Annotated in this window: 13 protein-coding genes; all 13 read left to right on the top strand. The window is 57.4% G+C overall.

Annotated elements, in window-relative coordinates; all coding sequences use genetic code 11:
• Positions 1 to 94 precede the first annotated feature (94 nt).
• The 13 genes from P8T57_RS00800 to P8T57_RS00740 all read left to right on the top strand — a co-directional run bounded on the left by P8T57_RS00800 (position 95) and on the right by P8T57_RS00740 (position 14036).
• A complete protein-coding gene (locus P8T57_RS00800; protein ID WP_341364298.1) occupies positions 95 to 2389 on the top strand; it encodes a bifunctional salicylyl-CoA 5-hydroxylase/oxidoreductase in 2295 nt (764 codons plus the stop codon).
• Positions 2390 to 2392: 3 nt separating this feature from the next.
• The gene (locus P8T57_RS00795) at positions 2393 to 3151 is read left to right on the top strand and encodes an SDR family NAD(P)-dependent oxidoreductase (RefSeq protein WP_341364297.1); all 759 of its coding nucleotides are present in this window, start codon (positions 2393 to 2395) and stop codon (positions 3149 to 3151) included.
• 2 nt (positions 3152 to 3153) lie between these two features.
• Positions 3154 to 3645: a MarR family transcriptional regulator gene (locus P8T57_RS00790; protein WP_341364296.1), complete on the top strand. Its 492-nt coding sequence runs from the start codon at positions 3154 to 3156 to the stop codon at positions 3643 to 3645.
• Positions 3638 to 4450: an enoyl-CoA hydratase family protein gene (locus P8T57_RS00785; protein ID WP_341364295.1), complete on the top strand. Its 813-nt coding sequence runs from the start codon at positions 3638 to 3640 to the stop codon at positions 4448 to 4450. Before P8T57_RS00790 ends, P8T57_RS00785 begins: the two co-directional genes overlap by 8 nt.
• A complete protein-coding gene (locus tag P8T57_RS00780) occupies positions 4450 to 5619 on the top strand; it encodes an acyl-CoA dehydrogenase family protein (RefSeq protein ID WP_341364294.1) in 1170 nt (389 codons plus the stop codon). Before P8T57_RS00785 ends, P8T57_RS00780 begins: the two co-directional genes overlap by 1 nt.
• A 19-nt stretch (positions 5620 to 5638) precedes the next feature.
• Positions 5639 to 7273 (top strand): AMP-binding protein, encoded by a 1635-nt coding sequence (locus P8T57_RS00775; RefSeq protein ID WP_341364293.1) that lies wholly within the window; start codon positions 5639 to 5641, stop codon positions 7271 to 7273.
• A complete protein-coding gene (gene kynU / locus P8T57_RS00770) occupies positions 7270 to 8463 on the top strand; it encodes a kynureninase (protein ID WP_341364292.1) in 1194 nt (397 codons plus the stop codon). Before P8T57_RS00775 ends, kynU begins: the two co-directional genes overlap by 4 nt.
• The gene (kynA, locus tag P8T57_RS00765; protein ID WP_341364291.1) at positions 8460 to 9329 is read left to right on the top strand and encodes a tryptophan 2,3-dioxygenase; all 870 of its coding nucleotides are present in this window, start codon (positions 8460 to 8462) and stop codon (positions 9327 to 9329) included. Before kynU ends, kynA begins: the two co-directional genes overlap by 4 nt.
• A gap of 132 nt (positions 9330 to 9461) precedes the next feature.
• Complete coding sequence (locus tag P8T57_RS00760) at positions 9462 to 10601, top strand: ABC transporter substrate-binding protein (protein WP_062953518.1); 1140 nt, start codon at positions 9462 to 9464, stop codon at positions 10599 to 10601.
• 95 nt (positions 10602 to 10696) lie between these two features.
• On the top strand, positions 10697 to 11614 hold the full coding sequence (locus P8T57_RS00755) for a branched-chain amino acid ABC transporter permease (RefSeq protein ID WP_341364290.1): 918 nt from the start codon (positions 10697 to 10699) through the stop codon (positions 11612 to 11614).
• A gap of 1 nt (position 11615) precedes the next feature.
• Complete coding sequence (locus P8T57_RS00750) at positions 11616 to 12602, top strand: branched-chain amino acid ABC transporter permease (RefSeq protein WP_341364289.1); 987 nt, start codon at positions 11616 to 11618, stop codon at positions 12600 to 12602.
• Positions 12595 to 13344, top strand: coding sequence for an ABC transporter ATP-binding protein (locus P8T57_RS00745; protein WP_341364288.1), 750 nt, complete (start codon positions 12595 to 12597; stop codon positions 13342 to 13344). Before P8T57_RS00750 ends, P8T57_RS00745 begins: the two co-directional genes overlap by 8 nt.
• A 2-nt stretch (positions 13345 to 13346) precedes the next feature.
• A complete protein-coding gene (locus P8T57_RS00740) occupies positions 13347 to 14036 on the top strand; it encodes an ABC transporter ATP-binding protein (protein ID WP_063094840.1) in 690 nt (229 codons plus the stop codon).
• The last annotated feature ends 1 nt before the right edge of the window (position 14037 follow it).

Genomic DNA, 14037 nt, shown 5'->3' with positions numbered 1-14037 from the left:
TTACGCTTGAAATAAATGTCAGGCAGGCGTACCGTTTTTGAAGTTTCCCAAAACAACCGGGGCAAAGACCCCCATATCAAGAAGGGAAAATCAGGTGAGAGTAGCTTGTTTGGGTGGCGGTCCTGCGGGGCTTTATTTTGCGATTTCGATGAAATTGCGCGATCCCGGCCATGAGGTCGTGGTGATCGAGCGGAACAAGCCCGATGACACGTTTGGCTGGGGCGTTGTCCTGTCGGACGAGACGCTGACCAATCTGGCGCAGAATGATGCCAAAAGTGCCGAGGCGATCCGGGCCCATTTTTCATACTGGGATGATGTTGCGGTCCTGTATCGCGGTGAAAAAACCGTATCGACCGGGCATGGTTTTTGCGGCATCGGGCGCAAGCAGCTTTTGATCCTGTTGCAGCAGCGCGCACGCGAACTGGGTGTTGAGCTTCGGTTCGAGACCGAGGCCGAAAGTGCGGCGCATTATGCCAGGGAATTTGACCTTGTCGTCGCATCCGACGGGCTTAATTCCAAAACCCGCACCGAGTTTGCCGATAAATTCCAGCCCGATATCGATACGCGGAAATGCAAGTTTGTCTGGCTGGGCACGCATCAGAAATTCGATGATGCCTTTACCTTTATTTTCGAGGAAACCGACAAGGGCTGGGTCTGGGCGCACGCCTATCAGTTTGATGACCAGACCGCGACCTTCATCGTCGAATGTTCGCAAGCGACCTGGGACGCCTATGGTTTTGGCGACATGACCAAGGAAGAGTCGATTGCCACCTGCGAGGAAATCTTCAAGGATCACCTTGGCGGTCATGCGTTGATCAGCAATGCCCATCATGTGCGTGGTTCGGCATGGTTAAGCTTCCCGCGGGTTCTTTGCAAAACATGGTCGCATGAGAATATCGTCCTTATGGGCGATGCGGCGGCGACCGCGCATTTTTCCATCGGATCGGGCACCAAACTGGCGCTTGAAAGTGCCATCGGGCTTGCCAATTACCTGCATTCCGAAGCCGATCTTCCATCCGCCTTTGCCAAATATGAAGACGAACGCCGGTTGGAGGTTTTACGCCTGCAATCAGCGGCACGCAATTCGATGGAATGGTTCGAGGAGATCGAGCGGTATTTCCATTTCGATCCGGTGCAGTTTACCTATTCCCTTCTGACCAGATCGCAGCGCATCAGCCATGAAAACCTTCGGATGCGCGATGCCAAGTGGCTGAAAGATGCCGAAGGATGGTTCCAGCGCAAGGCGGGTATACCGGCGAATGACGAAGTCCGTCATCCAATGTTCGTGCCGTTTACATTGCGTGATATGAAGCTCAAGAACCGCATCGTGGTGTCGCCGATGGCGCAGTACAAGGCGGTGGATGGTTGCCCGACCGACTGGCATCTGGTGCATTATGCGGAGCGCGCCAAGGGTGGAGCCGGGCTGGTTTACACCGAAATGACCTGTGTTTCCGACACCGGCCGCATCACGCCGGGTTGCCCCGGTTTTTACGCGCCGTCGCACGAAGCGGCATGGAAACGGATTACCGATTTCGTGCATTCCGAAACGGATGCCAAAATCTGTGCGCAGATCGGCCATTCCGGGCGCAAGGGTTCTACCCAGCTTGGTTGGGAAGAAATGGACGCGCCGCTGAAATCGGGGAACTGGCCGTTATTGTCGGCATCCGACATTGCATGGTCGGATCGCAACCAGACGCCAAAACCGATGACGCGCGATGATATGGATAGGGTGCGCGATCAGTTCGTCGCAGCCGCCGAAATGGCGGACCGGGCGGGCTTTGACATGATCGAGGTCCATGCGGCCCACGGGTATCTTCTGTCATCCTTCATCAGCCCGGTCAGCAATGTGCGCGATGATGAATATGGCGGGTCGCTGGAAAACCGGATGCGTTATCCGTTGGAAGTGATTGATGCGGTGCGTGCCGCATGGCCCGCGCACAAGCCGTTATCGGTGCGTATTTCAGCCAATGACTGGGTCGGGGATGAGGGCGTGACACCCGAAGAAGCGGTCGAGATCGCCCGGATGTTGCAGGCCCATGATGTTGATATTTGCGACGTGTCCGCCGGTCAGACGACCAAGGCCGCACGCCCGGTTTATGGCCGCATGTTCCAGACGCCATTTTCCGACCGGATCAGGAACGAAGCGCATATGGCGACCATGGCGGTTGGCAATATTTACGAACCCGATCATGTCAATTCGATCCTGATGGCGGGACGGGCGGACCTTGTGTGCCTTGCGCGACCGCATCTGGCCGATCCGTACTGGACGCTGCATGCGGCGGCAACGCTTGGCAACCGGACGGAAAACTGGCCAGAACCGTACCATGCCGGGCGTGATCAGATGTGGCGTCTGGCGGAACGGTCCGACGTCATGACCGGGAAGGTGTAACCCATGGGAAACCTTGCCATCAGCACAGCATTGATTACCGGCGGCGGGACGGGTGTGGGGGCCGTGATGGCCCGTATGCTGGCCGATGCCGGGGTCAAGGTCGCGGTATCGGGCCGCCGGCCCGAGATGCTGGCCGAGGTGGCAAGACATCCGGGGATCACCGCCATCCCCGCCGATGTGACGGACGAGGCATCGGTCCGTGCGATGTTTGGCACATTTGGCGATGTGATCGGCGCGCCCGATCTGGTGATTGCCAATGCCGGTATGGCCGAAAGCGCACCGTTTGGCAAAACATCCATTGATCTTTGGAAACGCACGATGGATGTGAACCTGACGGGGACGTTTTTGACGTTCCGCGAGGGATTGAACGTGATGGACCGCGCCAAGCCGGGACGGTTGATTTCGATTGCATCGACGGCGGGGCTTAAGGGTTATGCCTATGTCACCGCCTATTGCGCGGCAAAGCATGCGGTTATCGGGCTTGTCAAAAGCCTTGCGACCGAGCTTGCCGCGACGCCGATCACGGTTAATGCGGTGTGCCCCGGTTTCATGGAAACGCCGATGCTTGAACAATCGGTTGCCAATATCGTTGCGAAAACCGGCATGAGTACGGAAGACGCACGGGCAAGCCTTGCAAAGATCAATCCGCAGAACCGGTTCATCCAACCCGAAGAAGTGGCCGAGACCGTGATGTGGCTGGCAAGCAGCCAGGCCGCATCGATCACCGGACAGGCGATTTCGGTATCGGGAGGAGAGATATGAATATGGATAAGACAGTCCGCGATCCCGATCTGCCGCATAATGAAACATCGGATATCTCAAAGGCGCGCCTTAGGGCGTGGCTGCAAATCCTGAGAGTGTCGCGCAAGATCGAGGGCGAGCTTCGCGAGAAGATGCGCCTTGAATTCGGGTCCACCCTGCCGCGCTTTGACGTGATGGCAGCGCTTTACCGGTCCCGCGACGGGATGCGCATGAGCGAGCTTTCAAGCGCGTTGATGGTTTCAAACGGCAATGTCACCGGGATTGTCGACCGGCTTGTCACCGAGGGGATGCTGGTCCGGGTGCCGGTCGAAAATGATCGCCGGGCATCGATCGTGCGCCTGACGGAAGCGGGCGAGAAGGACTTTGCCGAGCGCGCATTGGTGCATGAAGGCTGGGTTTCCGAGCTGTTTTCCGATCTGTCGGCCCATGATGCCGATGCCCTGATCCGTATTCTTCGGACTGTTTATCATCATAACGAGGCGCACCATGACTAAGATGGCAAACATCACGCCAAAGCATTTCAACTGGCGCATGGAAGGCGATGTTGCGGTCATTTCGCTGGATCGGCCGGAACGCAAAAACCCGCTGACGTTCGAGAGCTATGCCGAGCTTCGCGATACGTTCCGCGATCTGGTTTATGCCGATGATATCAAGGCGGTGGTGTTTGGATCGAACGGGGGCAATTTCTGTTCGGGCGGGGATGTGCACGACATTATCGGCCCGCTGATCGACAAGGACATGAAGGGGCTTTTGGAATTTACCCGCATGACCGGCGATCTGGTGAAGGCGATCATTGGCTGTGGCAAGCCGGTGATTGCGGCGGTGGACGGCATTTGCGTTGGTGCCGGGGCGATCATTGCCATGGCATCGGATTTGCGCATTGCGACCCCGATTTCGAAAACCGCGTTTCTGTTTACCCGTGTCGGGCTTGCGGGTTGTGACATGGGGGCATGTGCGATCCTGCCGCGGATCATCGGGCAGGGCCGGGCAGCAGAACTTCTTTATACCGGGCGTTCCATGAGTGCCGATGAGGGCGAGCGGTGGGGTTTCTATAACCGGCTGGTCGAGGGCGATGTTCTGGAGGCCGAGGCGATTGCGTTGGCAACCCGGATTTCCGAAGGCCCGAATTTCGGTCACATGATGACGAAAACCATGCTGGCGCAGGAATGGAATATGGGGATCGAACAGGCGATTGAGGCCGAAGCGCAGGCGCAGGCGATCTGCATGCAGACCGAGGATTTCAATCGCGCCTATAAGGCATTTGTCGCCAAGGAAAAACCGGTGTTCGAGGGGAACTGATGGCTGATACGTCCTATCTTGACTGGCCGTTTTTCGAAGACCGGCACCGCGACCTTGCCGCACGGCTTGATGCGTGGGCGGCGGCCAATCTTGACGGTATCGATCATCATGATGTCGATGCGGCGTGCCGCGATCTGGTGGCGCGGCTTAATGATGGCGGGTGGCTTAACCATGCGGCGATTGACCCGGATTGTGACCCCGATCAGGACGGGGCGAAACTTGACGTCCGGTCGCTTTGCCTGATCCGCGAGACATTGGCGCGGTATGACGGGCTGGCCGATTTTGCCTTTGCCATGCAGGGATTGGGCAGCGGGGCGATTTCGCTGTTTGGCACCAGAGCGCAGCGTGCGGAAATCCTGCCGAAAGTGCGGTCCGGCAAGGCGATTGCGGCCTTTGCCCTGACCGAACCGCAATCGGGATCGGATGTTGCCAATATCGCGCTTGAGGCGCGGTCCGATGGCGGCCATTTCGTGCTGAATGGCGAGAAAACCTGGATTTCCAATGGCGGGATTGCCGATTTTTACTGCGTGTTTGCGCGCACTGGCGAGGCACCGGGGGCCAAGGGGCTATCGGCGTTTCTGGTGCCCGCCGACACAGCGGGGCTTTCGATTGCCGAACGGCTGGAAACCATTGCGCCGCATCCATTGGCGCGGTTGAAATTCAGCGATTGCCGTATTCCGGCAAGCAGCCTGATTGGCCTTCCCGGCGAAGGGTTCAAGATCGCGATGTCGGTTCTGGACGTGTTCCGGTCGACCGTTGCCGCGGCTGCACTTGGCTTTGCCCGTCGTGCGTTGGACGAAACCATCAGTCGCGTTCAGTCCCGCGAATTGTTTGGTGCGCCGCTTTTTGATTTGCAGATGGTGCAGGGGCATGTGGCCGACATGGCGCTTGATGTCGATGCCAGTGCGCTTCTGGTTTATCGCGCCGCGTGGCTTAAGGATAGCGGGGCATCGCGGGTGTCGCGCGAGGCCGCGATGGCAAAACTTTATTCAACAGATCATGCCCAAACCGTCATCGACAAGGCGGTACAAATACATGGCGGCGATGGTGTGCGTTCTGGCCACATCGTTGAAACGCTGTATAGGGAAATTCGCGCCCTTCGGATTTATGAAGGCGCGTCAGACGTCCAAAAAATAATCATTGCACGGCAAACGCTGGCACAAAAATAGCTGTATCAGGGGCTTAACCATGTCGCACGTTCTGGGTCCGACCGCACATAGCGATACGTTCGCAAGGGACAATCTGCCACCGGTCGAAAGTTGGCCGGTCTTTAACCTCGAAAAGTTTCAGTATCCCGAATATCTCAATGCCGGGGTCGAGTTGACCGACCGGCTGGTCGAACAGGGGTTTGGTGACAATACCGCCCTGATCGGCAATGGCCGCCAGCGGACATACAAGGAATTGTCCGACTGGACCAACCGCATTGCCCATGCGCTGGCCGAGGATTATGGGGTCAAGCCCGGCAACCGGATTTTGATCCGGTCGGCCAATAATCCGGCGATGGTGGCGTGCTGGTTAGCCGCGACCAAGGCGGGGGCGGTTGTGGTCAATACCATGCCGATGCTGCGTGCCGGTGAACTGGCCCAGATCGTTGACAAGGCCGAGATCGAATTTGCCCTTTGCGATACGCGGCTGATGGATGAACTGGTGGCGTGCGCGAAGGACAGCAGGTTCCTTAAGAAAGTCATCGGCTTTGACGGTACGGCCAATCATGACGCGGAACTGGATCGCATCGCACTGACCAAATCGGTGAAATATGAGGCGGTCAAGACCGGGCGCGATGATGTGGCGTTGCTGGGTTTCACATCCGGCACGACGGGGGAGCCCAAGGCCACCATGCATTTCCATCGTGATCTTCTGATCATTGCCGATGGCTATGCCAAGGAAGTGCTTAACGTGACGCCCGATGACGTGTTTGTCGGGTCGCCGCCCTTGGCCTTTACCTTTGGGCTTGGCGGGTTGGCGGTTTTTCCACTTCGGTTCGGGGCGACCGCGACGTTGCTTGAAAAGGCATCGCCGCCCAACATGATTGAAATCATCGAAACCTATAAGGCAACCGTGTGCTTTACCGCGCCGACGGCGTATCGGGCGATGCTGGCCGCGATGGAAGACGGGGCGGATTTATCATCCCTTAGGGCCGCCGTTTCGGCGGGCGAGACATTGCCAGCCCCGGTTTACAAGGCATGGATGGAAAAGACCGGCAAGCCGATGCTGGACGGGATTGGTGCCACCGAGATGCTGCATATCTTTATTTCCAACCGGTTTGGCGACAGTCATCCGGCCTGCACCGGACGACCGGTGGGCGGATATGAAGCCAGGATCGTTGATGATGAAATGAACGAGCTTCCGGTTGGCACGATTGGCAAGCTTGCGGTGCGTGGCCCGACCGGGTGCCGGTATCTGGCCGATGACCGGCAGCATGGTTATGTGCGCGATGGCTGGAACCTGACGGGGGATGCGTTTTTTGTCGATAGCGACGGCTATTTCCATTTTGCCGCGCGCAATGACGATATGATCGTCTCGTCGGGCTACAACATTGCCGGGCCAGAGGTTGAGGCGGCGTTGCTGTCGCACCCGGATGTGGCGGAATGTGCGGTGGTGGCGGCCGCCGACGAGGAACGCGGTTATATCGTGCAGGCGCATGTGGTATTGACGCCGAATGCCAATCCGTCACCCGAAATGGCGAAGCTTTTGCAGGATCATGTCAAGGCGACGATTGCCCCTTATAAATATCCGCGTTCGATCCTGTTTATCGACGCGTTACCGAAAACCGCGACTGGAAAAATCCAGCGATTCCGATTGAAACAGGAAATGTCTGCATGATTGACTTTGCCGCCACCAAAGCCTTGTTCCATATCCCTGACGGGGTGATTTACCTTGACGGGAATTCATTGGGTGCGATGCCGAAAACCGCAGCCGCGCGCGCCAAATCCATGATCAGTGATGAATGGGGCGAGATGCTGATCCGCGGCTGGAACGATGCCGGGTGGATGGAGCAGCCCAAACGCGTTGGCGATCTGGTCGCGCGTCTGATCGGGGCGGCACCGGGCACGGTGGTGATGGGCGATACATTGTCGATCAAGGTTTATCAGGCGCTTGCCAGCGCGCTTGAAATGAACCCGGAACGCAAGGTGGTGGTGTCGGACAATGGCAATTTCCCGACCGACCTTTATATCGCCGACGGGCTGATCAAAAGCCTTGATAAGGGTCATGTCCTTAAGACGCCAAACCCGGAAGATGTTGAAAGCCTGATCAACGAAGACCTTGCGGTCCTGATGTTAACCCATGTCGATTACCGCACCGGGCGGATGTATGACATGAAACGGATCACCAAGATGGTCCATGATGCGGGCGCAATCGTGATCTGGGATCTGGCGCATTCGGCGGGGGCGGTTCCCGTGGACCTTGCCGGATGTGAAGCCGATTTTGCGGTAGGGTGCACCTATAAATACCTTAACGGTGGCCCCGGTGCGCCGGCATTTATTTATGTCCGGCCCGATCATGCGAAGACCGTTCGCCCGGCGCTTTCGGGATGGCTTGGCCATGCGGCCCCGTTTGCCTTTGACCTTGAATACAGCCCGGCCCCGGATGTTTCGCGGATGCGGGTCGGCACGCCGCCGGTCATTCAGATGACGGTTCTGGAAGAGGCGATGAAGGCGTGGGACGGGATCGAGATGGCCGATATCCGCAAACGCAGCATCGAGCTTTGCGACCAGTTCATCGCCGGGGTCGAGGCAAGCTGCCCGATGCTGGAACTGGCAAGCCCGCGGGATGCGAACAAGCGGGGATCGCAGGTATCGTTCAGGTTTGAAAATGGCTATGCGGTGATGCAGGCCTTGATCGCACGCGGCGTGATTGGTGATTTCAGGGCACCTGATATCATCCGGTTCGGCTTTACCCCGCTTTATATCGATAACAACGATGTTGATGGCGCGGTCCGAATTCTGTCGGAGATCATGGAAACCCGCGCCTGGGACAAGCCGGAATTCCATAAAAGGAATGCCGTGACATGAGCGATAAAGCCAAAAATACCGGCTGCCCGATGAACCAGCCCTATGACCCCAGCACCGAAGGGGCCAAAACCGATTTTTCCGATCAGATGTCGTATGGCGATTATCTGGCGCTTGATGCGGTATTGACCGCCCAGCATCCATTGACCGATGCGCAGGATGAATTGCTGTTCATCATTCAGCATCAGACATCCGAATTGTGGATGAAGCTTGCGATCCGGGAGATTACCGCCGCACGTGATGCCATCCGCGAAGGGCGTCTGCAACCGGCATTCAAGATGCTCGCACGGGTATCGCGGATATTCGAGCAGCTTAATAATGCGTGGGACGTTTTGCGGACCATGACGCCAAGCGACTATACGACGTTCCGCGATGCGCTGGGTCCGTCGTCGGGCTTCCAGTCCTATCAGTATCGCCAGATCGAATTCATGCTGGGCAATCGTAACCATGCGATGTTGCGCCCGCATGCGCACCGCGACGACATTACCGAGATGCTGAAGGCCGAACTGGCAACGCCCAGCCTTTATGACGAGGCGCTCGCCCTTTTGGCGCGTGAGGGAATTGCGGTGCCCGATGCGGTGTTATCGCGTGATGTCAGTGCGCCATACGCGGCACATGACGATGTGATTGCGGCGTGGCATCGGGTTTACAGCGCACCGGAAAAGCATTGGCCGCTTTATGAGCTGGCCGAGAAGCTGGTGGATTTTGAAGATTATTTCCGGCGTTGGCGGTTCAACCATGTGACCACGGTAGAGCGCGTCATTGGCTTTAAACGCGGGACCGGGGGGACCGGCGGGGTGAGTTACCTTAAAAAAATGCTGGAAGTTGAACTGTTTCCGGAACTCTGGCGGGTGCGAACCACGCTTTGAGGATGGACGGGCCTGATGGAACACTGCAAAATCAGGGGCAGGCATCAGGTCGATAAGTCCGTGACAAAAAACAACAAAGTCACGGAATGCCGATGTTGCTGAGTAGATAAAAACATAAACACGGAGGCTTTGATGAAGGGCACTAAGACGACAATCGCAGCTTTGGCTGCGCTTTTGATGGCGGGGGCGGCACAGGCCGAGCCGGTCAAGGTTGGCATGATCACGACCCTTTCGGGTGGCGGTGCGGGGCTTGGCATCGACGCGCGCGATGGTTTCATGCTGGCGGTCAAACAGGCCAATAACCCGGACCTGACGGTTGTGATCGAAGACGATCAGCAGAAACCCGATATCGCGGTTCAGCTTGCCGATAAAATGATCCAGAGCGAGAAGGTCGATGTCCTGACCGGTATCATCTGGTCGAACCTGGCGATGGCGGTGGTGCCGTCGGCGGTGGCACAGGACAAGTTCTATCTTTCGGTCAATGCCGCACCGTCGCAATTGGCAGGCAAGGGCTGCAACAAGAATTATTTCAGCGTTTCGTACCAGAACGACAACCTGCATGAAGCCGCAGGTGGTTATGCGACCAGTGCCGGTTACGAGAAAACCTTTGTGATGGCGCCGAACTATCCGGCGGGCAAGGATTCCATCGCCGGTTTCAAGCGTTTCTATCTGGGTGATGTATCGGGCGAGGTTTACACCAAGCTTGGTCAGACTGACTATGCCGCCGAAATCGCACAGATCCGTGCATCGGGTGCGGATAGCGTGTTCTTCTTCCTGCCGGGCGGCATGGGTATTGCGTTCATGAAACAGTATGCCCAGTCGGGTGTGGACATTCCGCTGATCGGTCCGGCATTCTCGCTTGATCAGGGGATCCTTGGCGCGATTGGTGATGCGGCGATTGGCATCAAAAACACCGCCAACTGGTCCAAGGACATCGACAACGACACCAACAAGGCGTTTGTCGAAACCTTCCAGGCGGAATATGGCCGCCTGCCGTCGATCTATGCGTCATATGGCTTTGACACCGCCAATCTGTTGCTGTCGGCAATGGGCAAGGCAGACGTCAAGGATGCCGACGCATTCCGTGATGCCCTGCGTGCGGCGGACTTCAATTCTGTCCGTGGCAAGTTCATCTTTGGCCCGAACCAGCATCCGATCCAGGACATCTATGTCCGTGAAGTGGTGAAGGAAGGCGACGTTCTGACCAACAAGATCATTGGCACAGCCCTTATCGATCATGCCGATGCCTATGCATCGGAATGTGCGATGTAACGACGAAGTCTGTTTCATAGACTGGCAAGTTCGGCGGGCATTGGTGCCCGGTTTCCGGGGCTGATGCCCGCCATCTTGCGACGGAGTTTTCCTTTATGTTTTCTTTATTTCTGGAGCAGCTACTGAACGGCCTTCAGTCGGGGGTCATGCTGTTTCTGATGGCATCGGGTCTGACGCTTGTTTTTGGTGTCATGGGGCTGATCAATCTGGCGCACGGGTCGCTTTACATGGTGGGCGCGTTTGCGTGCGCGGCCGTTGCGGCATGGACCGGTTCATTCTGGCTGGGCCTTGTCGCGAGTTTGATGGCGGCGGCCCTTGCGGGGGCGCTGCTTGAGATGCTGGTGATCCGCAGGCTTTATAAACGTGATCACCTTGATCAGGTGCTGGCGACATTTGCGCTTATTCTTATTTTTTCCGAAGGAACCCGCTGGATTTTCGGGTCTTTCCCGCTGTTTTTAAATGTCCCCGAAGCCCTTTCGGGCACGGTGACGATGCCCGGTGGATCGGAATATCCGATTTTCCGGCTGGCGATTATTGTTGCCGGTCTGATCGTGGCAGCGGGTCTTTTTGCCCTGATTGGCAAGACGCGGCTTGGCACGCGCATTCGCGCCGGTGAAGCCGACCGCGAAATGATTGCGGCACTCGGGATCAATATCGACCGGCTTTATACGGTTGTTTTTGCGCTGGGTGCAGCCTTGGCCGGGCTGGCGGGTGCGTTTGTCGGCACGACGCAATCAGTACAGGTCGGCATGGGCGAGCCGGTTCTGATTTTGGCATTCGTTGTCATCGTGATTGGTGGGATCGGATCGATCAAGGGGGCGTTGATCGGATCGCTTTTGGTTGGTTTTACCGACACGATGGGACGGTTTTTGCTGCCCATCGGGTTCGAGGCGTTTTTCGATCCGGCAAGTGCGACGGCGATTGGGTCCGCACTTGCATCAATGCTGATTTATATCGTTATGGCGCTGGTACTTTTCCTGCGGCCAAGCGGTTTGTTCGGGACGGAAGCCTGATATGAGCATGAACCGCGAAACCATCCTTAATATCGTTCTCGCCGCGTTGCTGATTGCGGTGCCGGTGATCGCACAGATCATGGGCGAGCCGTTTATCATCACGCTTGCGACCAAGGTTGCGATCCTTGGCATGGCGGGTGTCGGGCTTAATATCGCGCTTGGCTTTGGCGGGCTTGTGTCATTTGGTCATGCGGCATTTTTCGGGATCGGGGGCTATGCCGCCGGGATCCTTGCCAGCCATGCGCTGAATTACGAGCCGATCATGACGGCCCCGTTTGAAATCAACGGTACGACACAGATGATTGTCATCTGGATCGTGGCCTTGGTGGCATCCGCCCTGGTGGCGCTTCTGATCGGGGCGATCACGCTTCGGACCAGTGGTGTCTATTTCATCATGATCACGCTGGCCTTTGCGCAGATGATCTATTATTTCGCGATTTCCTGGCCGGCCTATGGTGGGGAAGACGGGCTTTCGATCTATGTGCGTAACAGCTTCCCGGGTCTGAACACGCTTGACCCGATCAGCTTCTTTGGGCTGTGCGCGGCGATGCTTGGTGTTGCGATTGCGTTTTCAGCCGTGCTGATCCGGTCGCGGTTTGGTTTGGCCCTGCATGGGGCGCGGCAAAACAGCCAGCGCATGATGGCGATTGGCATTGCGCCGTTTCGTGTGCGGCTGGTGGCGTTTGTGATTTCGGCGATGATTACCGCATGGGCCGGTGCGCTTTATGCCGATCTGAACCGGTTTGTCAGCCCGTCGATGCTCTCATGGCATATGTCGGGTGAAATCATGGTGTTTGTCATTCTTGGCGGGGTCGGGCGGCTGTTTGGTCCGGTCGCGGGGGCGGCACTTTACATCATTCTGGAACATCTTCTGGGCGGCATGTTTGAATATTGGCAATTGCCGCTGGGTATTCTGTTGCTGGTGGTGGTGCTGTTTGCACGCGGTGGCCTGATCGGTCTTCTGGCGGGGGAGCGCAAACATGCCTGAAGCCATTCTTTCATTATCCAATGTCACCAAGCAGTTCGGCGCGTTGCGCGCAAGTGACAATGTGTCGCTGGACCTTATGCCCGGTGAAATCCATGCCCTGATCGGGCCGAACGGGGCGGGGAAATCCACCCTGATCAAGCAGATCGCGGGCGAGATCAAACCTGATAGCGGCGACATCCGCTTTGCCGGGCGCGATATCGGCGATCTGGATGCGGTGGAACGATCCCGCATGGGATTGGCGCGGACATTTCAGGTGTCGTCATTGATGCCGGAATTCTCTGTGCTTCAGAACGTGGTTCTGGCGCAGCAATCGGTCAGCGGCAAAATCTTCCGGTTTTTCAAGCCGGTGCTTAGCGATGCGTCGCTTCTTGAACCTGCGATGGCGCAATTGGAGCGGGTCGGGCTAGCCGACCGCGCCCAGATGCGGGCGGCCGACATATCGCACGGCGAACGCAGGCAGCTTGAAATGGCGGTTGCGTTAGCACTTAAGCCGCGTGCCTTTTTGCTGGACGAGCCGATGGCGGGCATGGGGCCGGAAGGATCAAAACGCCTGACCGGGTTCCTTGACGGATTGCGGGCAGAAGCGCCGATCCTTCTCGTCGAACATGATATGGACGCGGTTTTTGCGCTGGCCGACCGGATTTCGGTTCTGGTCTATGGGCGGGTGATTGCGACCGGCACGGTTGACGATATTCGTGGCAATGAAGACGTCAAGCGGGCGTATCTGGGGGAGGAAGCCTGATCATGAGCGCACTTCTGGAAGTATCAGGCATCACCGCATTTTATGGTGCGTCGCAGGCATTGTTTGGTGTCGATCTGATCGTGAATGAGGGCGAGGCGGTTGCGCTTATGGGGCGCAACGGCATGGGCAAGACGACGACGATCAAGACCATCTGCCGGATGATGAGCCACCGGGATGGGGAGGTCCGCTTTGCTGATACCGATCTTGCGAAACTGCCATCGCACAAGGCGGCCCGGCTTGGCATCGGGCTTGTCCCCGAAGGACGGCGGTGCTTTGCCCGGTTAAGCGTGATGGAAAACCTGATGGCGGCAGCGCGGGCCGGTGAATGGGATTTTGACCGGGTGGCGGACCTTTTCCCACGGCTTGCCGAGCGGCGCGATCAGAAGGCGATGACGCTTTCGGGGGGGGAGCAGCAGATGCTGGCCATCGGGCGGGCATTGATGACCAACCCAAGGCTTCTGATCCTTGATGAAGCGACCGAGGGATTGGCCCCGGTGGTGCGCCAAGAGATTTGGGCGGCGATCAACCGGTTGAAGCAATCGGGGTTATCGATCCTTGTCGTCGATAAGTCGCTTAAAGAATTATCCGGCGTTGCGGACCGTTATGTGGTGGTCGAAAAGGGCGTTACCGCATGGACGGGGGCGGTTGGCGATTTGACCGACGACCTTGCCGACCGGTATCTGGGGGTGTGAG

It is taken from the genome of Thalassospira sp. SN3W, assembly GCF_038070535.1.
In the GTDB taxonomy this organism is placed as follows: domain Bacteria; phylum Pseudomonadota; class Alphaproteobacteria; order Rhodospirillales; family Thalassospiraceae; genus Thalassospira; species Thalassospira xiamenensis.
Note: the sequence above shows the minus strand (reverse complement) of the source record. Positions and strands in the feature narration are given on the sequence as shown.